The 25,849-nt window shown below is 70.7% G+C and carries 27 protein-coding genes and 1 pseudogene; 11 read left to right on the plus strand and 17 right to left on the minus strand.

Annotation, left to right across the window (positions count from 1 at the left end; genetic code table 11):
- Positions 1 to 140 precede the first annotated feature (140 nt).
- The 3 genes from JM949_RS16240 to JM949_RS16250 all read left to right on the plus strand — a co-directional run bounded on the left by JM949_RS16240 (position 141) and on the right by JM949_RS16250 (position 2,418).
- Complete coding sequence (locus JM949_RS16240) at positions 141 to 512, plus strand: hypothetical protein (RefSeq protein WP_203149300.1); 372 nt, start codon at positions 141 to 143, stop codon at positions 510 to 512.
- A gap of 70 nt (positions 513 to 582) precedes the next feature.
- Complete coding sequence (gene nhaA, locus JM949_RS16245) at positions 583 to 1,905, plus strand: Na+/H+ antiporter NhaA (RefSeq protein ID WP_238433273.1); 1,323 nt, start codon at positions 583 to 585, stop codon at positions 1,903 to 1,905.
- Between the two features lie 66 nt (positions 1,906 to 1,971).
- Positions 1,972 to 2,418 (plus strand): CBS domain-containing protein, encoded by a 447-nt coding sequence (locus JM949_RS16250; protein ID WP_203149302.1) that lies wholly within the window; start codon positions 1,972 to 1,974, stop codon positions 2,416 to 2,418.
- Between the two features lie 3 nt (positions 2,419 to 2,421).
- Here JM949_RS16250 and JM949_RS16255 read toward each other — a convergent pair whose 3' ends face one another.
- From JM949_RS16255 to JM949_RS16270, 4 genes are all read right to left on the minus strand, one after another.
- Positions 2,422 to 3,711 carry an ArsB/NhaD family transporter gene (locus tag JM949_RS16255; protein WP_203149303.1) on the minus strand — a complete coding sequence of 430 codons (1,290 nt, stop codon included), beginning with the start codon at positions 3,709 to 3,711 and terminating at the stop codon, positions 2,422 to 2,424.
- 292 nt (positions 3,712 to 4,003) lie between these two features.
- Positions 4,004 to 4,564, minus strand: a complete 561-nt coding sequence (locus JM949_RS16260) for a GerMN domain-containing protein (RefSeq protein ID WP_203149304.1) — start codon at positions 4,562 to 4,564, stop codon at positions 4,004 to 4,006.
- On the minus strand, positions 4,561 to 5,919 hold the full coding sequence (locus JM949_RS16265) for a sensor histidine kinase (RefSeq protein WP_203149305.1): 1,359 nt from the start codon (positions 5,917 to 5,919) through the stop codon (positions 4,561 to 4,563). Before JM949_RS16265 ends, JM949_RS16260 begins: the two co-directional genes overlap by 4 nt.
- Positions 5,916 to 6,605 carry a response regulator transcription factor gene (locus JM949_RS16270; RefSeq protein WP_203149306.1) on the minus strand — a complete coding sequence of 230 codons (690 nt, stop codon included), beginning with the start codon at positions 6,603 to 6,605 and terminating at the stop codon, positions 5,916 to 5,918. Before JM949_RS16270 ends, JM949_RS16265 begins: the two co-directional genes overlap by 4 nt.
- 153 nt (positions 6,606 to 6,758) lie before the next feature.
- Between JM949_RS16270 and JM949_RS16275 the strand changes: the two genes are divergently transcribed.
- From JM949_RS16275 to JM949_RS16290, 4 genes are all read left to right on the plus strand, one after another.
- Entirely contained in the window at positions 6,759 to 7,175 is a 417-nt protein-coding gene (locus JM949_RS16275; RefSeq protein ID WP_203149307.1) for an STAS domain-containing protein, read from the plus strand.
- 153 nt (positions 7,176 to 7,328) lie between these two features.
- Positions 7,329 to 7,946 (plus strand): STAS domain-containing protein, encoded by a 618-nt coding sequence (locus JM949_RS16280; protein WP_203149308.1) that lies wholly within the window; start codon positions 7,329 to 7,331, stop codon positions 7,944 to 7,946.
- Between the two features lie 497 nt (positions 7,947 to 8,443).
- Complete coding sequence (locus JM949_RS16285; RefSeq protein WP_203149309.1) at positions 8,444 to 8,743, plus strand: BON domain-containing protein; 300 nt, start codon at positions 8,444 to 8,446, stop codon at positions 8,741 to 8,743.
- A gap of 61 nt (positions 8,744 to 8,804) precedes the next feature.
- Positions 8,805 to 8,999 carry an anti-sigma factor antagonist gene (locus JM949_RS16290; protein WP_203149310.1) on the plus strand — a complete coding sequence of 65 codons (195 nt, stop codon included), beginning with the start codon at positions 8,805 to 8,807 and terminating at the stop codon, positions 8,997 to 8,999.
- A gap of 91 nt (positions 9,000 to 9,090) precedes the next feature.
- On the opposite strand, the gene JM949_RS16295 is transcribed toward JM949_RS16290, so the two are convergent.
- From JM949_RS16295 to JM949_RS16305, 3 genes are read right to left on the minus strand one after another with little or no spacing between them, the layout of a single operon-like run.
- Positions 9,091 to 10,203: a PucR family transcriptional regulator gene (locus tag JM949_RS16295; RefSeq protein ID WP_203149311.1), complete on the minus strand. Its 1,113-nt coding sequence runs from the start codon at positions 10,201 to 10,203 to the stop codon at positions 9,091 to 9,093.
- The gene (locus JM949_RS16300) at positions 10,200 to 11,051 is read right to left on the minus strand and encodes an ABC transporter permease subunit (RefSeq protein WP_238433274.1); all 852 of its coding nucleotides are present in this window, start codon (positions 11,049 to 11,051) and stop codon (positions 10,200 to 10,202) included. The genes JM949_RS16295 and JM949_RS16300 overlap by 4 nt, the downstream gene beginning before the upstream one ends.
- Positions 11,029 to 11,955: an ABC transporter ATP-binding protein gene (locus JM949_RS16305; protein ID WP_203149312.1), complete on the minus strand. Its 927-nt coding sequence runs from the start codon at positions 11,953 to 11,955 to the stop codon at positions 11,029 to 11,031. Before JM949_RS16305 ends, JM949_RS16300 begins: the two co-directional genes overlap by 23 nt.
- 208 nt (positions 11,956 to 12,163) lie before the next feature.
- Here JM949_RS16305 and JM949_RS16310 point away from each other — a divergent pair, with 208 nt between their 5' ends.
- Both JM949_RS16310 and JM949_RS16315 read left to right on the plus strand, forming a co-directional pair.
- On the plus strand, positions 12,164 to 13,054 hold the full coding sequence (locus tag JM949_RS16310; protein ID WP_203149313.1) for an ABC transporter ATP-binding protein: 891 nt from the start codon (positions 12,164 to 12,166) through the stop codon (positions 13,052 to 13,054).
- 83 nt (positions 13,055 to 13,137) lie between these two features.
- The gene (locus tag JM949_RS16315) at positions 13,138 to 14,652 is read left to right on the plus strand and encodes a hypothetical protein (protein WP_203149314.1); all 1,515 of its coding nucleotides are present in this window, start codon (positions 13,138 to 13,140) and stop codon (positions 14,650 to 14,652) included.
- Positions 14,653 to 14,677: 25 nt separating this feature from the next.
- Here JM949_RS16315 and JM949_RS37150 read toward each other — a convergent pair whose 3' ends face one another.
- On the minus strand, positions 14,678 to 14,956 hold the full coding sequence (locus JM949_RS37150; RefSeq protein WP_203149315.1) for a BON domain-containing protein: 279 nt from the start codon (positions 14,954 to 14,956) through the stop codon (positions 14,678 to 14,680).
- Between the two features lie 84 nt (positions 14,957 to 15,040).
- Positions 15,041 to 15,469 (minus strand): PRC-barrel domain-containing protein, encoded by a 429-nt coding sequence (locus JM949_RS16325; protein WP_203149316.1) that lies wholly within the window; start codon positions 15,467 to 15,469, stop codon positions 15,041 to 15,043.
- A gap of 271 nt (positions 15,470 to 15,740) precedes the next feature.
- Between JM949_RS16325 and JM949_RS16330 the strand changes: the two genes are divergently transcribed.
- Positions 15,741 to 17,720, plus strand: a complete 1,980-nt coding sequence (locus JM949_RS16330; protein ID WP_203149317.1) for an acyl-CoA dehydrogenase family protein — start codon at positions 15,741 to 15,743, stop codon at positions 17,718 to 17,720.
- Positions 17,721 to 18,002: 282 nt separating this feature from the next.
- Here JM949_RS16330 and JM949_RS37155 read toward each other — a convergent pair whose 3' ends face one another.
- From JM949_RS37155 to JM949_RS16345, 5 genes and pseudogenes are all read right to left on the minus strand, one after another.
- Positions 18,003 to 18,662, minus strand: a complete 660-nt coding sequence (locus JM949_RS37155) for a glycoside hydrolase family 15 protein (protein ID WP_238433275.1) — start codon at positions 18,660 to 18,662, stop codon at positions 18,003 to 18,005.
- Positions 18,662 to 18,829 carry a glycoside hydrolase family 15 protein gene (locus tag JM949_RS37160; protein ID WP_309232185.1) on the minus strand — a complete coding sequence of 56 codons (168 nt, stop codon included), beginning with the start codon at positions 18,827 to 18,829 and terminating at the stop codon, positions 18,662 to 18,664. Before JM949_RS37160 ends, JM949_RS37155 begins: the two co-directional genes overlap by 1 nt.
- The gene (locus JM949_RS37165) at positions 18,808 to 19,866 is read right to left on the minus strand and encodes a glycoside hydrolase family 15 protein (protein ID WP_309232184.1); all 1,059 of its coding nucleotides are present in this window, start codon (positions 19,864 to 19,866) and stop codon (positions 18,808 to 18,810) included. Before JM949_RS37165 ends, JM949_RS37160 begins: the two co-directional genes overlap by 22 nt.
- A gap of 12 nt (positions 19,867 to 19,878) precedes the next feature.
- Positions 19,879 to 20,927, minus strand: a pseudogene (locus JM949_RS16340) (glucose 1-dehydrogenase).
- A gap of 43 nt (positions 20,928 to 20,970) precedes the next feature.
- On the minus strand, positions 20,971 to 22,266 hold the full coding sequence (locus JM949_RS16345) for an NAD(P)/FAD-dependent oxidoreductase (RefSeq protein WP_203149318.1): 1,296 nt from the start codon (positions 22,264 to 22,266) through the stop codon (positions 20,971 to 20,973).
- A gap of 121 nt (positions 22,267 to 22,387) precedes the next feature.
- Here JM949_RS16345 and JM949_RS16350 point away from each other — a divergent pair, with 121 nt between their 5' ends.
- Positions 22,388 to 22,540, plus strand: a complete 153-nt coding sequence (locus tag JM949_RS16350) for a hypothetical protein (protein ID WP_203149319.1) — start codon at positions 22,388 to 22,390, stop codon at positions 22,538 to 22,540.
- 15 nt (positions 22,541 to 22,555) lie between these two features.
- On the opposite strand, the gene JM949_RS16355 is transcribed toward JM949_RS16350, so the two are convergent.
- Genes JM949_RS16355 through JM949_RS16365 form a run of 3 tightly spaced genes read right to left on the minus strand, consistent with a single transcriptional unit; the run spans position 22,556 to position 25,734 of the window.
- Positions 22,556 to 23,968: an NADH-quinone oxidoreductase subunit N gene (locus JM949_RS16355; RefSeq protein ID WP_203149320.1), complete on the minus strand. Its 1,413-nt coding sequence runs from the start codon at positions 23,966 to 23,968 to the stop codon at positions 22,556 to 22,558.
- On the minus strand, positions 23,965 to 25,446 hold the full coding sequence (locus JM949_RS16360) for a complex I subunit 4 family protein (RefSeq protein ID WP_203149321.1): 1,482 nt from the start codon (positions 25,444 to 25,446) through the stop codon (positions 23,965 to 23,967). The genes JM949_RS16355 and JM949_RS16360 overlap by 4 nt, the downstream gene beginning before the upstream one ends.
- Positions 25,447 to 25,449: 3 nt before the next feature.
- On the minus strand, positions 25,450 to 25,734 hold the full coding sequence (locus JM949_RS16365; protein ID WP_203149322.1) for a hypothetical protein: 285 nt from the start codon (positions 25,732 to 25,734) through the stop codon (positions 25,450 to 25,452).
- Positions 25,735 to 25,849 lie beyond the last annotated feature (115 nt).

Raw genomic sequence — 25,849 nt, forward strand, 5'->3', positions numbered from 1 at the left:
TGATCGTTCAGTGTCGCGGTCATCACGGCACCCTCCTCACCAGGCACAACGCCCGGCAGGTCAGGCCGGAAACACCGTTAGATCCACAGACCCGGTCGCCGGAGCGTCGGAACGGGTAGGGCGCGAGATGATACTGAACCATGAGCGTTGCCGAGGAGGCGGAGAGCCGCAGAGCCGTCCTGATCCGGGAGCTGGTCGCGGGCGCGGCCGGTGTCGTGGTGGCCGCGCTCGCCGCGGAAGTGGTTTTTCCCGCCGAGGAGCCGGTGGGGCGCGTGCTGGTGATGGCGGTCGTCTGCGGCCTGCTGGCCGCGTCGCTGAGCGATTGGCGTGCAGCACTTGTCACGGCGGCGATGGCCGCTGGCGTGTTCGTCGGCGTCCTCGCTGACGGCGCACCACCGACTCCCGCTCCGCAGGGTTTCACGCCAATCTTCGTGGTAGCGGTAGTGCTGGGTGTCGGGAACAGGCGCCTGCGACTGCTGATGCGCAGTGACGAGGGGCACCGCCGGCAGTAGACAGTCAGGCCTCTCCAGCGGTAGGCGCCGGTACGATGGGTTCCGGTGCGCCGGGAAGTCTGGTCGGCAAATGGCTCCGACCCGTCTTCTGAAAGTTGGCCCGCTTGTGACGTCGAACCCTCAGTCGCCCCCTCGTGTCCTCGGCCGTGGCTCCTGGGCCGAGGCACGTCGCATCGCCGACGTGCTGCGCAAGGAGACGATCGGCGGCGCGCTGCTGCTGATCGGTGCCGTCGTGGCGCTGATCTGGGCGAACTCGCCGTGGGCGCACCGCTACCAGGCGATGACGGCACTCACCGTCGGGCCCCACGCGCTGCACCTTGACCTGTCGCTGGCGATGTGGGCGGCCGACGGGTTGCTGGCGATCTTCTTCTTCGTCGCCGGTCTCGAACTCAAGCGCGAGTTCGTCGCCGGTGATCTGCGTGATCCCCGCCGGGCTGCGGTCCCGGTCGCCGCCGCGGTCGGTGGCGTACTCGTGCCGGCCTTGCTGTACGTGGTGGTGAACTGGGGTGGCGCGGTCAAGGGGTGGGCGGTTCCGACTGCCACCGACATCGCGTTCGCTCTTGCCGTGCTGGCGGTGATCGGCCGGCATCTGCCGACCGCGCTACGTACCTTTCTGCTGACCCTGGCCGTGGTGGACGATCTGCTGGCGATCGTCATCATCGCGGTCTTCTACACCGCCCACCTGTCGCTGCTGCCGCTGCTGGCCGCGGCGGTGCCGCTGGGCTTGTTCGCACTGCTGGTGCAGCGTCGGGTGCGCTCATGGTGGCTGCTCCTGCCGCTGGCGTTCGCGACCTGGGCGCTCGTGCACGCCTCCGGCGTGCACGCCACAGTCGCCGGGGTGCTGCTCGCGTTCGCCGTCCCGGTGCTGCGTTCCAGGGGTGCCGGCCCCGGCCCCGGTCTGGCCGAGCACTTCGAGCACCGATTCCGGCCGATCTCCGCCGGCGTCGCGGTGCCGGTTTTCGCGCTGATGTCCGCCGGGGTGGCCGTCGGCGGGCTCGACGGCCTGGCGCAGGCGGTCACCGATCCCATCGCTGTGGGCATCATGCTGGGTCTGGTCGTCGGCAAGCCGATCGGCATCCTGCTGGCGGCCTGGCTCGTTGCCCGTTTCACCCGGGCGCGGCTGGACGCGGGGCTGGCCTGGATCGACGTAGCTGGGCTGGCCGTGCTGGCCGGTATCGGGTTCACCGTCTCGCTGCTGATCGGCGAACTCGCCTTCGGTATCGGCAGCGACTCCGACGGTCGGGTCAAGATCGCCGTGTTGGCGGGTTCCCTGATCGCCGCCGCGCTCGCCATGGTCATTCTGCGGGTACGCAACCGCGTGTACCGGCAGATCTACGAGGCCGAGCAGGTCGACCGTGACCGTGACGACGTTCCCGACGTCTACCAGCAGTAGGTCGGCCCCGGGTTGACACGCGGCATCAGCGCGGCCGGGGCGGTGGCCCGGGCGTATCGTCGGTGCATGCGCGCGAGCGACGTGGCGATCTCGATGGAAACCGTTACCGAGGACATGCCGGCGCGGGAAGCCGCCCGGATCCTGGCGGCGCAGGACCTACCCGGCCTGATCGTGGTGGACACCATGGGCCGCCCCTCAACGGTGCTGGCCGGCACGCAGGTGCTGCGGATGGCGCTGCCGTCCTACTGCCAGGACGATCCGGCGCTGGCCCGGGTGATCGACGAGGCCGCTGCCGACGTGATCCTTGACGGCATCGGTAACCGCACCGTCGCGGACCTGCTGCCGCGCAACCGTCCGGACCTGCCGGCGGTCAGCGCCGACGCCACCCTGCTCGAGGTCGCCTCGGTAATGGCCCGCTCGAATGTGCCGCTGGTCGCTGTCGTCGACCGCGACCGGGTGATGACCGGCGCGATCACCCTGGATGGGCTGCTCGACCGGATGCTCGGCACCTGAGCGTCAGAAGAATCGCAGCCACAGATACGGCACCGAGATTGCCACCGAGATCACGGTGACGACGAGACCGTACTTGGTGAATCCCCAGAACGTGATCTTGTGGCCGGCACGGTCGGCGATGCCGAGCACCACCACGTTCGCCGAGGCGCCGACGGCGGTGGCGTTGCCGCCGAAGTCAGCCCCGATGGCGAGCGCCCACCACAGCACCTGAGCCTTACCGATCCCACCTTCGGCGTTCACCAGTTCGCTCACGATCGGGCTCATCGTCGCCACGTACGGGATGTTGTCCACGATCGCCGACAACCCGGCCGAGGCCCACAGCAGCAACATGGTGGCCGGCCACAGCTTGCCCTCGACGGCCTCGGTCGCCGATCGGGCGATGCTGTCGATCACTCCGGTGGCAACCAGTGCTCCGACCATGATGAACAGGCCGGCGAAGAACACCAGCGTCGGCCACTCGACGTCCTTGGCCACGTCTTCCGCGTTCAGCCGGGACAACGCCAGGAGCAGCAGGCCGCCGAGTATGGCCACCACCGATGGCTCCAGGTGCAGCACCGTATGCAGGCTGAACGCGAGCAGCACCGCGGCGAGGACCACCAGGCTGATCACGACGAGGCGGCGGTCGCGAATCGCGTCCGCTTCCCGCAGCGCCATCACCCGGGCGGCGCGCTCGGCGTCGTAGCGGAACGCCTTGTGGAACATGATCCGGCACAGGCCGATGAACACGACGAGCACGATCAGCACCAGCGGGGCCATGACGTTCAGGAAGTCGGTGAAACTCAACCCCGACCGGCTGGCGATGATGATGTTCGGTGGGTCGCCGACCAGCGTGGCCGCGCCACCGACGTTGGACGCCATGACCTCGGCGATCAGGAACGGGACCGGCGGCACTCCGAGCCGCTCGCAGACCAGCAGCGTCACCGGTGCCACCAGCAGCACTGTGGTGACGTTGTCCAGCGCCGCCGACACCACGGCGGTCACCACGACCAGGATGACCATGATCGGGAACGGGCGGCCCCGGGCCTTCTTCGCGCTCCAGATCGCCAGGTACTCGAACAGGCCGGTGCGTTTCAGCACGCCGACGATCAGCATCATCCCCAGCAGCAGGAAAATGACGTTCCAGTCGATGCCCGCCTCTTCGGAGAAGAACGCGTGCTCGGCGTCGGTGGCCCCGATCGCCAGCATGATCGACGCACCACCCAGAGCCACCGCCACCCGGTTGATCTTCTCCGTGGCGATCAGGACGTAGGCGGCGGCGAACACGGCCACCGCGATCCAGGCCAGGGTGCTCATTCGGCGCTTCTCCTGTTCTGGTCAGCCATCGTCGCAACGCCGACCAGACTTCCCGGCACACCTGAGATCAACCTATCAGCCTGGCCGGTCGGCAACGGGCGTGCCGACCCCGGGCGAAGGGGCAGCCCCGGCGGTGACATCGCCACTGCCGGCCAAGGGCTTGCGGGACAAGCGCCCCGGCCGGCGGGAGCGCCAGGTCCTTTCGATCGCACCTGGGCGGTCAGCGATGGCATGCGGTAGGGAACGCTGCGGGTACCACGTTCTGTCGGCCGCCATGCCGGCGATGGCCGGCTCACCGTGGGGTGATCAGTGGGGCGTAGTCGGTGCGCCTGAGCGGCTGGTCGGACAGTGATCCGTCGGCGCGGGGCACGCCTAACGGTCTGCCGTCGCGCAGGAACGTCACGCTGGTGACGTCATCGCGGCTGGTGAGGGTGCAGACGATCTGCCCGAAGGCGAGGACCTCGTCGCTGCGGCCGGCGTCGTCACCGGGTTCGTCGACCGCGACTCGGGCCTGGCCGCCGGTCACTGTCGCACCGGCGGCATTGACGGCCCCGGGCAGCGCGCTGGTCAGGTCGGTGTCGCGTTCGGCCCCGGTGGGCCCGGCGAGCAGGTGCCGCAGGTGGTCCTCGATGGTGGGTAAGCGGTCCACGCGCCGGAGCACCGGGACGATCCGATTGTCGCGGACCAGGCAGAGGGTCTCGGTGGCTGGGCCGGCCGGCGCGGTCTCGACCGGGGCGGAGGTCGGGAACGGCCCGCGCGGTGGTTGCACGGCGCGGGGTGCGTCGTCGGTGGGGATGCCACAGCCGCTCAGCAGCGCGACGAGTCCCACGGCGAGGAGACGGCGACGGTTCACGTCAGACTCTCCGCCAGCGTGACGCGGAAGCGAGCACCCCCGCCGGGGCGGTCGCTGACCGTAATGTGTCCGCCGTGTGCGGCGGCGTGCTGGGCGACCAGTGCGAGGCCGAGGCCGGTGCCGTCGCCGGCACCGCGGGTGTGGGCGGCTCGCCCGCGGACGAAGCGGTCGAAGATCACCTCTCGGTCCTCGACGGGCACGCCCGGGCCCTCGTCCTCGACCTCGATGACGCCCGCGCTGCCGTCGCGGTCGAGCAGCACACTCGTCGGCCCACCTCCGTAGGTCACGGCGTTGTCCAACAGGTTCGCCAGCACCTGCGCGACGCGCCGCGCCTCGACCAGCCACGTCGCGGACACCTCCGGTGCGAGGCGGACAATCGACGCGGGCAGGTCCAGGGCGTGGCAGGCGTCCCGGGCCAGCGCCGCCACGTCCACCGGCGCACGGTGGGCGGGCTGGTCGCTGCGGGCCAGGTCGATCAGGTCGTTGACGAGCCGCTGGAAACGGTCGATCTCGTCCGCGACCAGCCCCGCCGCGATCGCCGTCCGTTCGTCCTGCTGTTCGCGACGACGGGCCAGGACGCTGGCCGCGGCGGCGAGGGTCTGCAACGGGGAGCGCAGCTCGTGGCTGACGTCGGCGGCGAAGCGGCGGTCACGCTGGATGCGGTGCGCGAGCCGGTCGACCATCTGGTTGAACGACGAGGACAGGCGGGTCAGGTCCGGGTCGCTGGCCGTGTCGAGACGGGCGGTGAAGTCGCCGGCGGCGATCTTCTCGGCGGCGTCAGCGACGGCAGTCAGCGGGCGCAGCCCGTGCCGGGTGGCGTACCAGCCGAGGGCCGCGCCCGAGCCGGCGACCATGATCGCGACCGTGGTCAGCGCGAGCGCCAAGACCTGAAATGTCTCCTCCAGCTCGCGCAGCGAGTTGACCTCGAAGTACGTCGCCGTCGCCGAGAGGGGCACACCGACGACCAGGGCGGATTGCCCGTCGATGCGGATCCGCTGCACCGCCGGCTTCCCGGACGCCACGAGACGTCGCAGGTCGACGGGAATGGCGGCAGTGGGGCCGGGATCCGCGGTGCGGGCGTACCACTCGCCGTTGAGGTGCAGCACCGGGCGGCGGCCGCCACCGGTGTCCAGCGACCGGAGCACCTGCACGACGTCGGGGGTGTCGGTGTCGATCCCGGCACGCACGACGGTCGCGTCGAAGTACGCGGCGCGCAGGGCCGTGCGTTCCCGCTCGTCGATCAGGGAGCGGCGGGTCAACTCGTACGAGACCAGAGCCATCGATGCGGCGAGCAGGAGCGCGCCGACGGCGAACGCGGCGGTGACCCGGGTACGCAGGCCGAGGCGGCGTCTCATCGCTGCAACTTGTAGCCCAGACCCCGCAGGGTGACCAGATGTCGCGGGTTCGCCGGGTCCGACTCGATCTTCTGCCGCAGCCGGCCCACGTGCACGTCGACGAGCCGTTCGTCTCCGCTGTCGTACCCCCAGACCCGTTCGAGCAGTTGCTGACGGGACAGCACCCGGCCCGCGTGTTCTGCCAACTCGCACAGCAGCCGAAATTCGGTGCGGGTCACCGACACGGGTTGGCCGGCCCGGCGAACCTCTCCCCCGTCCGGGCTGATCTCCAGCTCGCCGACCACGAGCACGAGCACGGGCTCCGGCGCGTGCCCTGCGATGCCGCTACGGGCGCGGCGGCGCAGGGCGCGCAGCCGAGCGGTCAGTTCCTTGATCGCCACCGGCTTGACGACGTAGTCGTCGGCGCCAGCTTCGAGGGCGGCGACGATGTCATGGGTGTCGTCGCGGGCACTGACCACCACGATCGGCACGTCATCGTCACGGCGCAGTTGCCGGATGCACTCGAAGCCGTCGAGGCCGGGCAACATCAGGTCGACAAGCACGTAGTCGGCCGGGTCGCGGCGCTGCGCGCGTAGACCCTCCTCGGCCGTTGCCGCGCCCACCGCGTCGTAGCCTTCCTCCTCCAGTGCGAGCAACAACGCCAAACGGATGCGGTCGTCGTCCTCGATCACCAGTACGGCCGTCATACCCGGCATCATCCCCAGCCGACCGGCCGGCGGCCAACCGTGGCGGTCGGCTGACGGATTTGTCATGGAACTGTCACAGATCCGCGCGGTGACCGCCAAACCCGCCCGGCAGGGTGACAGGCGACCGCATCCGCGAGGGAGAGGGGTATTCCTGTGACAGGGCCACTGGCAAGTACGCCGTGCACGCTACCGCTGGTCGAGGTGTGCCTCACCGAGTTCGACCTGGCCTGTCTGCCGGCAACCGGAACAGTCTTCGACCGTTTGCTGGCCCTCCATCCCGCACAGGTGGTGGTCGACCTGTCCGGGTGCCGGCACATCGACGCCGCTGCCATCGGCCTGCTGCTCGATGTGCACCGGCGGCTGGCCCGCGCCGACGGGGTCCTCACCGTCCGCGACCCGAACCCACGCATCCGGCGCATCCTGCACACCGCCCGTGTGGACCAGATCCTGCCGGTCGTCGACACGGCCCCATCGTCGCCGCCCGGCACCCTCCCGGCCGGGCACGAACCCACCCCCATACCGCCGACGCTTCTCGCTCATGGTCGCGCCTCGGTGAAGGTCGCTCACTGACGATCGCCAGCGAGACTCACCTTGCCCACCATCGGGCGCAACGGCCCATTAGCGCCGAAAACGTCAAGCTCGAGAGCCCGCCTCCGCTTCGGCTCTGCACGGTTGCCGTGTCGCACCGCCTGGAGAGACACGGACCCAGGAAGGACCAGCAGAATGACCGTTGTCCCGGACGACCACCTGATGACCCTGATCTGCGACACCTGCGGCGACACCCTCAAGGCCACCGCGTGCGTGCTCCCCGACGCGGAGGTCGTCTGGACCCTGGTGTCGGAACAGGGCTGGAGCGGTTCCCCGTTCGCCACCGGTCCGCACCGCTGCCCGCACTGCAGCCTGCTGCCGCTCCCAGGCGGCGGCCACGCGTCGTGCGGTGACCACGGTCCTGGCGGCATCCTCGGCATCGACCACCTCGACGACGTGACAGTCGTCGCCGCGACCGGTGACGTCGATCTCGACACCGGTGACACCCTACGCACCGCTCTGCGACACGCGGCCGACATGGGCGGACATGTGGTGGTCGACCTGAGCCGAGTGCACCTCATCGACTCCACCGGCCTCGGGCACCTCGTCCGCGCCCACCGCGATGCCCGCGACCGCGGGGTCACGCTCTGCCTGGCCGCGCCGTCGCGGTTCATCCGCACCGTCCTGCACACCATGCGCCTGGACGGGGCGTTCCCGATCTTCGACAGCCGTGACGACGCCCTTGCCCAGCTGTCCACGGGCGTGATCAGCGCGCCGATGGCCTCCACGGCCGCCACCGCTACCCGGGCCTGATCGACGGCGGCACCACCGGGCCCCTGCCTCGCACCGGCAGCAACGAGAAGACCGCAGCAGCGAGAAGACCTTCGAGGAGTGCCCATGACCGTCGCCGGTCTCGTCACTGCGCTTGTGGTCGGCGTCGCCGTCGGCGTGCTCGGCAGGTTCATCGTCCCGGGACGCCAGGAGGCCCCGATCTGGCTGACCGTGGCCGTCGGGGTTGTCGCAGCGCTGGCTGGCACCATCGTCGCTCAGCTGACTGGCATCAGCACCGGTGGCCTCAACGTCCTGGCCCTGATCCTCCCTATCGGTCTCGCGGGCGTCGGGGTGGCACTGGTCGCCGCCACCGCCACCCCGATGGGCCCCGCTCCGCGGGCACCCGAAGCGGGGCGGCACGAGCACGAGGGGTCGCGGCCCCCATTCGACGCACGCCGACAAGAACGATGGCCGCTTGATGTGGACGAGGAGAAACCAACCCCACCCTGCGCCCAGCAGCCCAACCACAAGGAGCTCCCGTGTATGTGCCATGGCCGTTACCAGGCGAGAACTGGTTCGACGACGCGTCGGACCAACCCGAGCCGGACCACGAGGATCTACGGATCGAGGCGCTGGTCGCGCAGCGGTTGAGCAGCGACTGGACCACACGGTCGCAGCAGATCGTTGTGGCCGTACAGAACCGGGTGGTGATTCTTCTCGGTCTGGTCAGTGACACGAACGCGCGGCAGGTCGCCGGCGAACTCACCTGGGACGTGCCCGGTGTCTTCGACGTCTGCAACACGCTGCGGCTGGTGGGCCAGCGGCGCGGCCGCCGGTGAGCGTGCCCGGGCCGGCACCCGCAGACCGTGAGCCGGTGTGAATCGAGATGGTCAGTCCCTGATGGCACTGTCGATCACGGTGGCGACCCGTTCGGCAGGCGTGGTCGTACTGTTGCTCCGCGGCTCGATGCGTCTGGCGGACGCCGACAGCTTTCGGATGGCGCTGGCGCGGGTCCTACATGCGCATCGTCCGGCCAAGGTTCAGGTGGATTTCGCCGCCGTGACGGAGATTGACTCGGGGCCCCCGTGCTGGTGACCGACGCCGCGCGGGAAGCAGCGCGTCACTCACCGACTGGGTGACCCGGGTGTCATGGTCGGGCTGGTGGTGCCTGGCTCGTGCAGCGGGTTCACCCGCGCCCGTCTCGCGGATGGGCGGGCCTGGTGGGACCTGAGCTTGCCTGCTCACCGACTTGAGCGGGCCAGCCCAGCAGGCGAGCACCGAGCACGGCTGCCTGCAGGGTGAAGCGTTGCGTGGGCTCGCCGGGGTGGTAGCCGGTCAGGTCCCGGATGCGGTCGAGTCGGTAGGTGATCGCGCGGACGGACAGGTGCATCTGCCGGGCGGTCGCGGTGTGGTTGCCCTGGTTGTCGAAGAGCACGGTCAGGGTTTCCAGGTACGGCTCGGCACCGCCGCGCGCCGTGGTCAGTGGCCCGAGGACTGTGGTCACCAGGTCGGTGATGGCGTCGCGGTCACGCAGGAGCACGGGGAAGACCAGCAGGTCGGCAGCATTGAGTACGGGCGTGGTGAAGCCGAGCCTGACGGCGTAGTCGAGGGTGTGGCGGGCCTCGTCGAGGGACGTGGCCAGGCCCTGGACGCCGGGTTGGGTGCGGCCGACGGCGATCTGCCAGTTGCCCGCGCCGAGTTCGGTGAGGAGCAGGTGGGCGAGTTCGGCCGCGATGCCGCGTAGGCCGCCGGCGCTGATGCAGACCACGTCGCCGTCCCGGAGGGTGGTGAGGGTGTTGCCTTCGCCGAACCTGGAGGCCAACGCGGCGTCGATGCGGTGCGTGATGCCGGGAGTCAGGCCGGCCGCACGGGCGATGAGGACGGTGTGGGTGGCCGACAGGCGGATGCCGTACCGGTGTGCGCGCTCGGCCAGACCGCCCGGGTCGGCGCGGCCGGTGAGCAGGTCGTTGACGAATGCGGCACGTTCGTTGTCGTGGCGATCCAGCTCGGCGCGGTTCCGCCGGGCGTACCCGTCCACGGCATCGGTGAGCAGGACACGGGCGGTGTCCAGCAGTGTCTCTGCGCGGGAATGCACGGCGACGGCGGTGTCGGTCGACGCGACCGGGGTGGCGCTCCAGTGGACGGTGATGGCATCCAGCAGACCGGCAACAAGCTCGCGCAGCGTCAGCCCCTCATCCGCTGCGCGGGCACCCAGGTTGACCGCTGCCTGACGCCGGGCACTGGCCGGGACGGACAGCAGATCCTGGCAGTTGGCCGCCAGCCAATTGTCCTCGCTCATCGGCTGTTCCTTGTCGGCGTGCTGGTGGCCGCCGGAAACCGGAGGCCACCAGCCTCACGTCTACACACCGATGTCGCGGCGGTCGAACACGATGACTCCGGCGGTCGTGGTTGCCGCACCGAGGAGCACGAGGGCGAGAAGCTCGGCCGGGTGCCAGCCGGTGTGCAGCGGGTCGGTGCCGATGAAGTAGTGGAACGGTGACAGCCAGCGCACCCAGTGCCACCCGTCGAGCATGCCGCCGATGGCGTTGGCCATGTACGTGGCCACGGCAAGGCCACCGGTGATCGCGAGGACGGCAGCCCGTTTTCCGGTGGCGGCGCCAACGAGGAAGGCGACGCGGCGAAGCTCCACACCAGGGCGACCAGGCCGGCGGAGGCGGCGGCGACGTTGGACAGAGGGATGTCCATGCCGATCCAGGGAACAATGATCATCAGCAGTATCCCGGGGATGGCGGCGATCCCGGTGAGCGCGCTGCCGGCGGCGGCCACCCGTTGCCAGGCGAATGAGGCTCGCGTGACCGGGTTGGCCAGCATCAGCTCCATGCCGCCGTCCTCCTCCGGCCGAGCGATCGTGCGGGCCGCCAGCGTGATGGCGCACATCAGGACCAGCAGTGGGCCGACCAGGCTGAAGATGGTCGCCTGCAGATAGCCGGCAGGCGAGAGCATGTCGGCGATGCCGAGGAAGTCCAGCATGCCCTGGGGCAGAGCGTCCTGCTTCAGCTCCGCGGCTCCCTGGAACTGGCTGTAGAAAGAGGCGTAGATGCCGGTGAAAGCGGCGACGCCGCCGGCCCAACCGATCAACGCCAGGCGGTCGTCACGCCAGGTCTTACGCACCAGCGCGGGAAGCATCGCCGGCTCCTTCCCCGTGGTAGTAGAACGACAGGAACGTCTCTTCCAGGTCGGGCTCGGCCGACAACATGTCCACCACCTCATGACGCGCCGCCGCCTTGATCAGCGGGTCGATGCGGCCGTCGATCGTGCACTTCAGCACCGGTCCCGACACGACCACGTCGCTCACTCCGGGCAGGCCGCTGAACTCGGCTGGGTCCACCGGGTCGTGGAAGTGGATCTCGACGGCGCGGACTGCCCGCTTCCCCAGTGACTCAACCCGCTCGACCGCGGCCAACTGGCCGTCGCGGACGATGGCGACCCGGTCGGCGGCCTGCTGCACCTCGGCCAGGACATGAGAGGACATGAAGACGGTCTGCCCAGCAACACTGGCGTCGCGGACCATGGCCAGGAACTCCTGCTGCATGAGTGGATCCAGCCCACTGGTCGGCTCATCCAGGACCAGCACCGCCGGCCGGTGCATGAACGCCTGCACCAGGCCGACCTTCTGCTTGTTGCCCTTACTCATCGTCCGTACCGAACGCGAAAGGTCCAGGTCGAGCCGCTCCGCGAGCGCCGTCACCTGCGCCCAGGCCACGCCGCCGCGTGCCGCAGCGAAGAAGCGCAGCAGGTCTTCCGCCTTGTCCCGCCCGGGAAACACGAGTTCGCCGGGCAGGTAGCCGATCTGACGGTGCAGTGCGGCCTTGTCCCTGCGCGGGTCGAGCCCGAGCACAGTCGAATGTCCACGAGTGGGGCGCAGGAAGTCCAACAGCAGCCGGATCGTGGTGGTCTTCCCGGCTCCGTTCGGTCCCAGGAATCCCACCACCTCCCCGGCCCGAACCTCCAGGCTGAGACCCTCGATACCGCGGCGCTGACCATAGAACTTGGTCAGGTCCTCGGTGAGTAGGGCGATGTCGCTTGTCATGCCCACATCGTCGCTGGTCTTCCTACCCGGCATCCAGGTCAGCATCCGGCCGACATACCGCTGAGGCCGTTGCCGAACGTCGGAAGCCAGTAGTCCGATCACCAGACCGGGGTGCCTCCGCGCCGCGACCGCCGGGAGTACTCTCACCTCAGGAGCGCCGGGAAGTCTGGTCGGCAGGTCATGTCGTGCTGCGGCTCTGGAGGCTCCGATGGGCGTTTCTGCCCTGCGCACCGAACATCTGTCCAAGCGGTACGGGCGGCTACTTGCCCTCGATGACCTCACCCTCGACGTCGCGGCGGGTGAGGTGTTCGGGTTTCTCGGCCCCAACGGCGCCGGGAAGTCAACGACTATCCGGCTGCTGCTCGGCCTTGCCCGACCCACCTCCGGACGGGCGTGGATCTTCGACACCGACGCCGCCGATGTCGCCGCCGCCCACAACAGGCTCGCCTACGTGCCGGCGGATGTGGCGCTGTGGCCACGGATGACCGGCGCCGAGGTGCTGGACCTGCTCGCCCGCATCGGCCCGGGCACGGACACCGCCTACCGCGAGGAGCTCATCCAACGATTCGCGCTGGACGTTTCCAAACCGGCCGGCACCTACTCGACGGGTAACCGGCAGAAGGTTGCTCTGATCGCGGCGTTCGCCACCCGGGCGCCTCTGCTGGTGCTGGACGAGCCGACCAGTGGCCTGGACCCGCTCATGGAACTGCAGTTCCGACAGGCGGTCGGGGTTGCCCGCGACAACGGGCAGACAGTGTTCCTCAGCTCCCACCAGCTCGCCGAGGTCGAGGCCGTCTGCGACCGCGTCGGCATCCTGCGCGCCGGTGAACTGGTGGAGGTGGCGTCCGTCGCACAGCTGCGTCGACTGCACCACACCGAGGTGGCCGCGACGTTCACCGGCACGCCACCGGACCTCGCCGGCGTCCACGGCGTCCACGACCTGCACGCAGACGGCGGCGCGACCGTGCGGTTCACCCTGAGCGGCTCCCCCGCCGCGGCGCTGCGCGCCCTGGCCGACGCTGATGTGGCGACGATCGTCGTCCGGGAGCAGAGCCTCGAGGAGATCTTCCTCGCCTACTACGGGCAGAACGCCCAATGATCGCGACCACGGCGGCAGCAGCCGGCCCGGAGCGAGTGCTGAGGGGGCTCGCAGTACGCCAGGTGCGCCGTGGTGCTCTGGTCGTGACCGCTGTGTGCGCGGGCATGTCTGCCCTGGTCGTGGTCGGCTACCACAGTGAGGCACTGGATCCGGCCGCCCTGGCGGCGCTGGCCCGCAACTCCGCGATCCGCACCCTGTTCGGCGAACCGGTCGCGCTCGACCAGGCGGGCGGGTTCACGGTGTGGCGGACGGGCACCGTCCTGGCCGTCCTGCTGGGGGTGTGGGCGATGCTGGCCGCCACCCGGATCACCCGTGGGGAGGAGGGCGCTGGCCGGTGGGGTCTGTTGCTGTCCGGCCGCATCACCCTCGCCGAGGCGGTCCGCCAGCACCTCGGTGTGCTGGCCGTCGTTCCGGTCCTCGTTGGAGCGGCGACCGCAGCGGCGATGATCGCTGCGGGCGTGGACGCCACGGGTTCGTTGTTGCAGGGCACCGGCCTCGCTGCCGTCGGGCTCTTCTTCGTCGCCGTCGGGGGCGTCACCGCGCAGCTGTTCGCCAGCCGGTCGGCGGCCAACGGTGCCGCGGCCGCCGTCCTGGTCGTCGGGCTCCTCACGCGGATGGTCGGCGACGGTGTGCCCGCGCTGGCCTGGCTTCGGTGGCTGTCCCCGTTCGGCCTCTTGGCGCTGACCCGCCCGTTCGACAGCAATCGAGGGTTGCCGGTGTCGGTGCTGGCGTTCGCCGGGGTGCTGCTGCTGGCCCTCGCCGGTCGGCTTGCGGCGCGGCGTGACGTCGGCGCGGCGATTCTTGCTACGGCCGGCAGCCGGCCGGCGCGTACCGCATTGCTCGGTTCGGTGCCCGCCTTCGCGGTACGGCGTACGGTTCGGCCGCTGGCCGCATGGTCGGCCGGGATCGGCGCGTATTTCCTGCTCCTAGGTCTGATCGCCCGGTCCATGGCCGAGTTCCTGACCGGCAACCCGGAGTTCGCGACGATGGCGGCCCAGGCCGGCTTCCCGGCGCTCGACACGGTCGAGGGCTACGCGGCCACCCTGTTCGCGCTGTTGGCCGTTCCGGTCGGGGTGTTCGTCGCCGTGCGGCTCGCCGCCGTCGCCGCGGACGAGAATGCCCGGCGTCTCACCCTGCTACTGGCCGCACCGGTGACCCGGGTACGGCTGTTGGCGGCCGAGGCGGCCGTCGCTGGCTGTGCCGCGCTGGTCCTGATCACGGAGGCGGGCGTCGCCATGTGGGCCGGTACGGCCATTGTCCATGCCGGTCTTGGGGCCGGTGAGGCGCTCGCCGGCGCCTGGAACGTCGTGCCGATCGTGCTGCTGTGTCTGGGAGCCGCCGTCCTGGCGCTCGGATGGGCGCCGCGCGCCGTCGCGGCGATCGGCGCTCTTCCGGCCGCCGGCGGGTTCCTGTGGCAGGTCCTTGCCGACAGCGTCGACGCGCCCTCCTGGATCCGTGCGCTGTCTCCGTTCGCGCACCTGGCCGCGGTGCCGGCCACCGCGCCGGCCTGGGTCGCGGCGTCCGTGATGGCCGGCATCGCGGCGGCAGGAGTGGTCGCCGGAATCATCGGCTACCGTCGGCGTGACCTGTGTGCCTGAGCGGGGTCGCCGTCGCGACCGCCGTTCACCGCTTCAGGGGGCGCAGCCGGTTGTTGACGTCGTGCACTCCCGGAATGCTCCAGGCGCGGGCATCGGCCTCCGTGCTCACGTCAGTGCAGGTGACCGTGCCCTCCAGGATGACCACACCGTTCTGCACTTCGATGCAGATGCGTTCGTGACGCAACTGGGGATCCCGCTGCATACGCTCAAGCAGCCGGAAGGCCAGACGGGCATCGATCGAGGCCGGCGCGGTTTGGAACAGCGATGGAGTGTCGTCGGGAAGGAACCAGGGGACGTAGGTCACGGTGTCTCCTCAGAATCGCTTCGGTGTCTCGGCGGTCGCGCGCGGCCGCCGAGACACCGGCCGGGGGGTGGGGGGAGCCGGGAGTCAGCGTCGGGTCGGGGGCACCGGGTACGGCGGAGCGACCCCACTCGGGTTGAAGAACGGCGCATAGCCGTAATACCAGTACACGTCCTCGTAGTAGCCGGTCTCCTCGACGACCTCCGGGTCGTACGTCGGGGCCTGCTCGATCTTCTGCCGGGTCAGGTCGACCCGCACCGTGTCGTCGGTGACGTCGCTGACCGCCTCGACGGGGATGAAGGTGGCGGTGGCGCCGATACCGAGAACTCCCCCGTGCTCGACTCGCAGGAACCGCACCTTGTGTTCCTCGCGATCGATCAGCAGGTCGTCGACCTTGCCCAGGTCGTCACCGTCGGCGTCGAGGACGTGCCGGCCGCGCACGTCCTGCTCGGCAGCCGCGATCGTCTGCCCGGAGTCACCGAGCTTGACCAGAATCGCCGTGATGTCGTGTGGCATGAACTGCTCCTTCCGTAGCGTCTGCTCCCTTTGCGCTACCCGCATGACGTCGCGGACTAGACGACGAAACGATGACGGTTCCTGCCCACTTTCGTGACGGCCGATGGTGCCTGTCCGTTACTACCGCTGGAAACGCGGGTAGCGGATCACCACGACCCGGGGGGGGTGTGCGGGGCGACGGCGGCACCGTCACCCTCAGCGGCAAAACTGACGCCGGTAATCTTGATCGAGTACGACCTGTACGCATATGTCCGCCAGCCGAGGGGGGACCATGCCCGATCAGATCGACCTCGCTCGCCTGCGGGAGCTGCTCGACGGGCCCTGGGCCAAGGTTCGCAACGCGCACCGGGACCACCTCGACGAGCGTTTCCTCCCGGTGTACGGCGAGACCGGTGACCAGGCACGTGAGCGGATCACCCGACTGCTCGGCGAACTCCCCGCAGAGCTGGGTATGGCGTCGGCCTTCCCCACCGAGTACGGCGGCAAGTCCGACGTCGGCGCGTCGATCATCGCCAGTGAGATGCTGGCGCAGGTCGACCTGTCGCTGATGGTCAAGGCGGGCGTTCAGTGGGGCCTGTTCGGCGGCGCGGTCGCGGCCCTCGGCACCCGCCGCCACCACGACGCCCATCTCCGGGACATCGTCTCGGGCAAGATCTTCGGCTGCTTCGCCATGACCGAGACGGGGCACGGCTCCGATGTCCAGCAGCTGCGCACCACCTGCACGTACGACCCCCGGACGCGGACCTTCGACCTGCACACCCCGCACGAGGCGGCCCGCAAGGACTACATCGGCAACGCCGCCCGGGACGGGCGGATGGCGGTGGTCTTCGCGCAGCTGATCACGAACGGTCAGTGGCACGGTGTACACGCGTGGTTGGTGCCGATCCGCGACGCGCAGGGCAACCCGCTGCCCGGCGTGCGCATCGGCGACGCCGGGCCCAAGGCTGGCCTGCTCGGCGTGGACAACGGGCGGCTCACCTTCGACCACGTACAGGTGCCGAGGGACATGCTGCTGGACCGCTACGGTCAGGTCGCGCAGGACGGGACGTACTCCAGCCAGATCGAGAACGACTCTCGGCGCTTCTTCACCATGCTCGGCACCCTGGTTCGCGGCCGGGTGAGCGTGGGCGGCGCGGCGTCGGCGGCCACGAAGTCGGCGCTGACCATCGCGGTGCGCTACGGCGACATCCGGCGCCAGTTCGGCACGCCCGACGCGGAGCGGGAGGTGCTGCTCAACGACTACCTGGCCCACCAGCGCAAGCTGCTGCCCGCCCTGGCCACCACGTACGCGCTGCACTTCGCCCAGACCGAGCTGGTCGCCGCGCTCAGTGAGGTGCAGGGCGGCGACGGGCCGGTCGACGACCACCGGCAACGGGAGCTGGAATCCCGGGCCGCCGGTCTCAAGGCCGCGCAGACCTGGCACGCGACCCGCACCATCCAGATGTGCCGCGAGGCGTGCGGCGGCGCCGGCTACCTGGCCGAGAACCGGCTACCCAGCCTCAAGGCCGACACCGACGTCTTCACCACCTTCGAGGGCGACAACACGGTGCTGCTGCAACTGGTTGCCAAAGGGCTCCTCACCGGCTATCGGGACGAGTTCGGCTCGCTGGACGGCTGGGGGCGCGCCTCCTTCGTCGCCGAGCAGGTCCGCGAGATGGTGCTCGAACGCACCGCCGCGCGGTCGGTCATCGAGCGGCTGATCAGCGCCGTGCCCGGCCGCGACGAGGAGGTAGCCGTCACCGACCGCGGCTGGCAGCTCAAGACCTTCGAGGACCGCGAAAGGCATCTCCTCGACGGTGCGGTCCGCCGCCTGCGCAACGGCGCGGCCACGAAGAAGGACCAGCCCTTCGACATCTTCAATGACGTCCAGGATCACGTCCTGACCGTCGCCGCCGCGCACATCGACCGGGTCACCCTGGAGGCGTTCGTCGCCGGCATCGAGGACACCGCCGACCCGGCGGTCCGGGCGCTGCTCTGCCGAGTCTGTGACCTGTACGCGCTCAGTGTCATCGAAGCCAACAAGGGATGGTTCCTGGAGCACGGCCGTTTCACGCCGGCCCGCTCCAAGGCCATCACCGGCGTGGTGAACGGCCTGCTCAAAGAACTGCGCCCGCACCTGCGGACCCTGGTGGACGGTTTCGCCATCCCGGACACCTGGCTGCACGCCGCGATCCTGCGCGAGGAACCCCGCCGGCAGGAGGCGATGGCGGCCCAGGCCGCCGCCGGTGATCCACAGGCAGCGCTCCCCTAGCCGGGGTCGCGCCGAGCATGCAGACCACCGCGACGGGTCTCCTGTCGGCGATGACTATGCCTGCAACCTCTTCCTCTCCGGAGAACAGGACATGGTCTTCTCCGGCCAACTGGGCGAGGCTACCGAAAGCGACCGGGCGATGATCATCGCCTCCGGACTGATCAGCAATGCGCGCTGCACCCCCGCACAGACATCGACATCACCGTCACCGCGATGGGAAACGCCCTACCGTCTGGGCCGTTATCGACAAGGCCGACGGATGATGCGGACCAGCGGGCCGGATCACCCGTCGACGGATGCCCTGTCCCCATCCCGCCGCCGGGGGCGCGGCGCCGAGCGGGGCTTGGCGATCCGCTGATTGTCAACGCTGGCCGAGGTGCGGGTGGTGGCGCCGGCCAGCAGCCGGGCCGAGTTGACCAACCCCACCAGGCTGAACGCCTGCGGCGTGTTGCCGAGGTGACGCCCCGTGGCCGGATCACACTCCTCCGCGAGCAGGCCCACGTCGTTACGCAGTGCGAGCAGCCGCGCGAAGAGTTGCTGCGCCGCGTCCGTTCGGCCGATGCCCCACAACGCGTCGACCAGCCAGAAACTGCACGCGAGGAATGCGCCTTCAGGACCCGGGAGCCCGTCGTCACTGCCGTGCTCGGGGCGGTAGCGCAGCATGAAGCCTTCGACGCAGAGATTTCGCTGCACCGCCTCGACGGTGCCCACCACTCGCGGGTCGTCCCAGGCGAGGAAGCCAGCCCGTGGGATGAGCAGTAGCGCGGCGTCCAGAGCCGGATGGCCGTACGACTGGGTGAAGGTGTTCCGCGCGGGGTCGAAACCTCGCTCGCACACCTCCCGGTGGATCTCGTCCCGGATCGTCCGCCACCGGTCCACCGGGCCGTCCAGGCCGTGCTCCTGCACCGCCCGGACCGCCCGGTCGAACCCGGCCCAGGCCATCACCTTCGAGTGGACGAAGTGTCGGCGCGGCCCCCGACCTCCCAGAGGCCGTTGTCCGGCTGACGCCAGGTGCGCTCCAGGTGGTCCAGCAACGCCCGCTGTACGTCCCATGCAGCCTCGGTCGCCGCGATTCCCGCCTCCCGACTCAGGTGCAGCCCGTCGAGCACTTCGCCCCAGACGTCCAACTGGAGTTGTCGGCGGCCGCGTTACCCACCCGGACCGGTGCCGCCCCCTGGTATCCCTTCAACCACGGCAGGGAGCTCTCCGGTAGACGGCGGGTGCCGTCCAACCCGTACATGATCTGCAGGTCCGCCGGATCGCCGGCGACGGCCCGCAGCAGCCAGTCCCGCCACGCCCGGGCCTCGTCGACGTACCCGGTGCCCAGCAGCGCCTGCAGTGTGAAGGTGGAGTCGCGCAGCCAGCAGTACCGGTAGTCCCAGTTGCGCGGCCCGCCCAGCTGCTCCGGCAGTGACGTGGTGGCGGCAGCCACGATGCCACCGGTCGGCGCGTAGGTGAGCGCCTTGAGCAACACCAGGGATCGTCTGACTTCCGCTGCCCACGGGCCCTCGTAGTCGCAGCGGGCAATCCACTCGCGCCAGAACCGTTCGGTGGCGTGCAGCGCGCGGCGGGCCTCGACCGGCTGCGGCGGCGGCTCATGCGAGGGCCGGTGAGTGAGCACGAAGGCGACCGACTCGCCCGCCCCCACCGTGAACTCGGCCGTGGTGGTGCTGTCGTCGGTGGACAACGGCACCGCCGCGTGCAGCCAGGCGGCGTCCGGCCCGGCCACCGCCGCCAGATCGTTGTTCCGCTGCCGGATCCAGGGGGTGATATGACCGTAGTCGAAGCGCAGCCGCAACCGCATCGCCATCGGCACCCGTCCCGAGACGCCCTCGACGACACGTACCAGGTCGGCGGCTTCGCCCCTGGGCGGCATGCAGTCGACAACCCGAACGACGCCGTCTGGTGTCTCCCACTCGCTCTCCAGCACCAGGCTGTCCCCCCGGTACCGCCGGCGGGTCGCGGGACCGCCCTCGGCAGGACCGAGCCGCCAGTGGCCGGCGCTGTCGTCGTGTAGCAGAGCGGCGAAGCAGGCTGGCGAGTCGAAGCGGGGCAGGCACAACCAGTCGACGGAGCCGTCACGCGCCACCAAGGCGGCGGTCTGCAGGTCTCCGATGACGGCGTAGTCCTCGATCGGTGCGGGCACGCGGTTCTTCCCTCATTCGAAGGTCAGTACGACTTTGATGTCGTCCGGTTCGGGGCGTACCGCGTCGGCATAACGGCTCAGCGGCACCCGTCGGCTGATGAGTAGTTCCAGCCAGTTCCGGTCGGCGGCGGCCAACGCCTGGGCGGCGGCGGTGTAGTGGCGCAGGTTCGCGTTGACCGAACCGATCACCACATCGTTCTCCAGGACCAGGTCCCGGTTGGCGGCGCCCGCGTCGATGGGAATCCGGCGCCCAGCGGAGGACACCCCGGTGAGGCAGACGATGCCGTACGGTGCGGTGCCGGCGATGACATCGAGGACCACCCGCCCGACGCCGGTGGCCTCCAGCACGACGTCGGGCTGGATCTTCTCGGCGACCTCCGAAACGGGCGCGTGATGATAGGTCGCGCCGAGGGCGGCCACCGCTGCCGGCTTCGGCCCGTCGGCCACCACGTCGAGCACATGGACGTCGAGTCCGCGCTGCGTACCCAGCAGCGCCCCCAGCAGGCCGATCGGGCCGGCACCGGTCACGAGTACCCGCTGCGGCGCGAACCAGGACCGCTGCCCCACCCGTTCGATCTGTTCCCACGCCTTGGCCACAACCGTGGTCGGTTCCATGAGCACACCCACGGACTCCAGAGCTGGTTCGAGCCGGACCGCGTAGTCGGTCTCGACCGTCCACAACTCACTGCCGTAGCCGTCGCGCTCCTTGATCCCGCGTTCGGTGTACCGGCCGTTGCGGCACGTGTCGAACTCGCCCCGGGCGCACGCTCCGCAGGGCGCCGGGTCGGGGCGGCGGACCACCCCGACGACCAGGTCACCGGCGGTGAAATCCGTCCCTTCCGGCGCCCGACGGACACGCCCCAGCGACTCGTGGCCGAGCACCAACCGCTCGCGCCCTGCGGCGCCCAGCCATAGGCGCCGGAGATGATCTCCCGGTCGGTGCCGCAGACGCCCAGTGCCACCGCCTCGACGAGCAGTTCGCCCGGCCCGGCAACGGGATCGGGCACGTCGCGTACCTCGACGCTGTCGGGTCGTTCGGGTCGTACGGTCAACGCGCGCACAGTCGGCTCCTGCTCTGCTCTGCTCTGCTCTGCTCAGCTCTGCTCAGCGACGAATGAGTTCGGGGGCGGTGTCCAGCGGAACGGCCGCGCCGGGCACCAGCCCGAGCTGCACGGCCGGACGGGTGCCCGCCGCGCTGAAAAGCCAGTCGGCCACGGTGCGGGTTCGGTTGGCCGGCAGCGACAACAGGTGATAGCCGCGGGCGACGGCCCGGGCGACCGAACCGGTAAGCGGGACGTGCAGCGGGTTGGCGGTGGGCTGCCAGCCCCCGAGATCCACCACGAACCCGAGGTCGCGATGCCGGTAGGGCCGACGCCGGCCCACCCCGTACGACGCGGCGATGTTGTCCGCGGCGAGCCGGCCCTGCCGTACGGCGTGCTGGGCGGTCATCGGGGTGATCTCCCCTGGTCGGGACGGGTCCGGCACGGCGGCGGCGTCGCCGCACGCCAGGATCTCCGGGTGCCCGGGCACGGCGAGATACTCGTCGACGGTGATCCGCCCGCTCGTCACGGGCAGGCCGGTGGCCTCGACCAGCGGGTCGGGCCGGACCCCGACGCACCACACCAGCGTCCGGGACGGCACGAACCGGCCGTCGTTGAGCCGCACGCCGTCGGCGTCCGCCTCGGTCACCGACGTGCCCAGGCACACCTCAACGCCACGCTCGCGCAACACCCGCTCGGCGGCTGCGGACATCCGGTCGGCGAGAGCGGGCAGAACCCGCTCGGCGGTGTCCAACAGCAGCCAGCGGGGACGTACCGCGCCCAGCCGTGGGTGGCGGCGGGCGATTTCTCCGGTGAACAACTGCCCCTGCGCGGCGACCTCCGTGCCGGTGTAGCCGGCGCCGACCACGACGAACGTGCAGCGACTCGCCCGCTCGGCCGGGTCCTCGGTGGCGTCGGCGAGCTCGATCTGCTGGATCAACCGCTCGCGCAGGTGCACCGCCTCGGGGATGCCCCGGAACCCGTGCGCGTGATCGGCCACCCCGGGGATCGGCAGCAGCTTGTTGACGCTGCCCGCGGCCAACACCAGCCGGTGGTACGCCAGCCGCCCCTGGCGTCCGTCCGCATCGGTGTACGACACACTGCGGCCGTCCACGTCGACGCCGTCGACCTCACCCACCACCACCCGGACCCCGGGCAGCGTGTCCGCCAGCGGCACCGCGACCCGGCGCGGGTCCAGCACACCTCCGGCCACCTCGGGCAGCAGCGGCAGGTACAGGAAGTAGTCGGTCGGATTGACCAGGACCACGTCCGCCGCTCCCCGGGCGAGCCGGGTCAGCCGGCGCGCGGCGTGAAAGCCGGCGAAGCCGGCTCCGACGATCACAATCACAGGTCGCGCCACGACATTCTCCATCCGTCGGGCTTTCGTCTCCGGTCCCCTTCTGATCGCTACCCCGGTCCAGGGGCCGGAAAACGGTGACCTGATCCGGCCGTACCCGTTGGTCCGTCTCAACCCTCCGACGGTGGGAAGACGTGATCACGCGGTCCGACTGCACGGACGGCTGCGGGACGACCTCGCCACCGCCGCCCCGCTGCTGGCGCAGATTCCGATCTCCCCCGCCCTGCGGCGCGCCCGGCAACGTCTGGACGCCGCGCTGGGCCGGGACGCCGGGTAGCCCGGACGGGCCGGGTCACCGCTGCAGGGTCCGCTCGACCAGGCCGTACAGTGGGAATGTTCCAGCCGCGCCGATCAGCGCTACCGCCGCGGCCACCGCTACCGCGACCCGCGGTCCCCGTGGCGACCCGGTTCCCAACGGCGGCGGGCCGGACGGCAGGGACAGGGCCGGCACCAACCAGCGCAGGTAGTAGAAGAGGCTGGCCACGGTGTTCACCGCGGCGACCACGACCAGCCAGGCCAGCCCGCCGTCCCAGGCGGCGGTGAACACCGTCAGCTTGCCGGCGAAGACCGCCGTGGGCGGTGTGCCGACGAGCCCCAGCAGGCAGATCGTCAACGCCGCGGCGAGCCAGGGCCGGCGGCGGGCCAGTCCCCGATAGCCGTCGAGGCGGTCGTGCGGCTCGGCGGCCAGCACGGCGAACGCGCCCAGGTTCGTCACCGCGTACCCGGCGAGGTAGACCAGCAGGGCCGGCAGCGCGCGCTCCGCGCGGCCGGCGACCGCGACGGCCATCAGCAGGTAACCCACCTGCGCCACGGTGGAGTACGCGAGCAACCGGCGCGGGTCCGCCTGGCCGAACGCGGCGAAGTTGCCCAGCGTCATGGTGACCGCCGCGAGCACCGCTACCAGCAGCGGCCAGTCGACCACGTCGGCGGGCACCGCCACGGCGAACAGCCGGTACGCCGCCAGCAGGCCACCGAGCTTCGGCACGGTGGTCAGCAGCGCGCCGGCCGGGATCGAGGCGCCCTGCACCGCGTCGGGTACCCAGAAGTGGCCCGGCACCGCGCCGATCTTGAACAGCAGGCCGGCCAGCACCCCGACCACCCCGACCGCGACGGCGGCGCTCGGCGCCCCGGCCAGCCCGGCGGCCAGCCGGTCGTAGTCGCTCGCCCCGCCGCCGAGCGCGGTCAGCAGCGCGGCGCCGGCCAGCAGGCCGACCCCGGCAAGCGCGCTCATCAAATAGACCTTGAGCGCGGCCTCGGCGCCCCGCCGGTCCCGGCCCCAGCCGGCCAGCCCGGTCAGCGGCACCGACGACAGCAGGTACGACACGGCCAGCAGCAGCAGGTCCGACGCCCCGGCGAGCAGCACCGCGCCGAGCACGGCGAGCAGTGTCAACACGTAGAACTCGGTCTCCCGCCGGTTGCCGGCGACCCGGCCGGCGGCGATCCCGACTACGAGCAGCCCGGCCAGCGGGATCAGCAGCCGGGCGGCGGTGGTGGCCGGGTCGAGGGCGTAGCTGTGCGCGTACACGGTGGAACGCTCGCCCACGGCGGGCAGCGCGGCGAGGACGGCCACGAGCAGCGCCCCGACAGCGATCAGCCGGGCCACCCACTGCCGGCCCCGGGGCAGGAACGCCCCGGTGAGCAGCGTGGTGACCGCGCCGACGAGCAGGAGCAACTCCGGCAGCAGGGCGAGCGGACGTTCGTTCACCGGGCCACCAGGTCGGTGACCGCCCGGGCGGCGGGTTCCACCACGTCCAGCAGCAGTCGGGGGAACACGCCGAGGAGCAGCGCCAGCGCCAGCAGCGGCAGCACCGCCGCGGTCTCGGCGGCGGTCAGGTCGGCGGTCGCGGACAGGCGGTGCCGGGCCGGGCCGAGGAAGACACGATGCAGCGCCCACAGGAACAGCCCGGCCGTGACCAGGATGCCGGGCAGCGCGAATGCCACCGCCACCGGCGCTGCGCTCAGGCTGCCGGCGAAAATCTGGAACTCGGCGATGAAACCGGAGAAGCCGGGCAGCCCGAGGCTGGCGAACGCCGCCACCGCGGTCAGCGCGGCGAACCGGGGCGTGTCAGCGGCCAACCCGCCGTAGGCGTCCATCCGGTAGGTGCCGCCGCGGTCGTAGAGCACGCCGGCGAGCAGGAACAATGCGGACGTGATGAGCCCGTGGCTGACCATCTGGGTGACCGCGCCGGTGATCGCGACCGCGCGGGCCTGCGCGTCCGAGTCGGCGACCAGGCCGGCCGCGCCGACGGCCAGCACCACGTACCCCATGTGGTTCACGGAGGTGTACGCGACCATCCGCTTGAAGTTGGTCTGGGCGAGCGCCACCAGCGCTCCGTAGAGCACGCTCACCACGCCGACCACGACGATCGCCCAGGCGTAGCGCCGCCAGGCGTCGGGCAGCATCGGCATGGCGATGCGGACGAACCCGTAGGTGCCCATCTTGAGCAGGATCCCGGCCAGCACGGCGGAACCGGCGGCCGGGGCGTCGGTGTGCGCCGGCGGCAGCCAGGTGTGGAACGGGAACGTCGGCGTCTTGATCGCCAGCCCGAGCAGGACAGTCGACAGCACCAGGGCACCGGCCGTGCCCTGGGTGGGCGGGTCACGGGTCAACGCCACCATGTCGAAGGTGTGGGGTTGGGCGGCGACGGAGAGGCCGATGAAGCCCAGCAGCAGCGCCAGCGAGCCGAGGAACGTGTACAGGAAGAACGTCAGCGCCGAGCGGCGGGCCTGTGGGCCGTGTCCCCAGCCGGCGATCACCGCGTACATGCCGACGATGGACAGGTCGAAGAAGACGAAGAACAGGATCAGGTCGAGCGCGACGAACAGCCCCAGGCAGGTGGTCTGCAGGGCGAGGAAGAGAGCGGCGAACTGGCGCGGCCGGCGCTGGCGGCGCAGCGAGTACACCGCGCAGGCGGCGAAGACGACAGTGGTGAGGGCGAGCAGCGGCAGCGACAACCCGTCCACCCCGACGTGGTAGCCGGCCCCGGCACCCGGGATCCACGGCCGGTCCACCTCGTGCGCGAAGCCCTCTCCCGGGTAGGCCCACCACACGCCCAGTACCGCCGCGACCTCGACGCCGGTAACCGCGATCCAGATCCACGACACCGTACTCGCCGGCAGGCCACGCCAGAGGAGCAGGAGCGCGGCCACCGCCAGCGGCGTGAAGACGATCAGGGACAGCACGGGTCACCTCGCCAGCAGCAGGATCAGCACGGCGGTGCCCAGCGCGAGGACCATCTGGACGTAGTACTGGTGGATCAGGCCGGTCTGCGGACGGCGGGCCAGGACACCGAGCCGCCGCGCCGCCCGGACGAGCCGGCGCACCAGGGCGTCCACCCCGTGGTCGTCCACCCGGGCCAGGGCGACCGCGAGCCATCGGGTCAGGGCTGGCAGGGCCGTGACCCAACGGTCGGGCCCGGCGTCGTCGAACCTCGACAGCCCCCGGGCCGCGCCGAGGGCCGCACGCGGCACGGCGTGCACGGCCCGGTCTGGACGTAGTACTGGTGGATCAGGCCGGTCTGCGGACGGCGGGCCAGGACACCGAGCCGCCGCGCCGCCCGGACGAGCCGGCGCACCAGGGCGTCCA

The sequence above is a fragment of the Micromonospora tarensis genome, from assembly GCF_016803395.1.
Taxonomy (GTDB): Bacteria; Actinomycetota; Actinomycetes; order Mycobacteriales; family Micromonosporaceae; genus Micromonospora; species Micromonospora tarensis.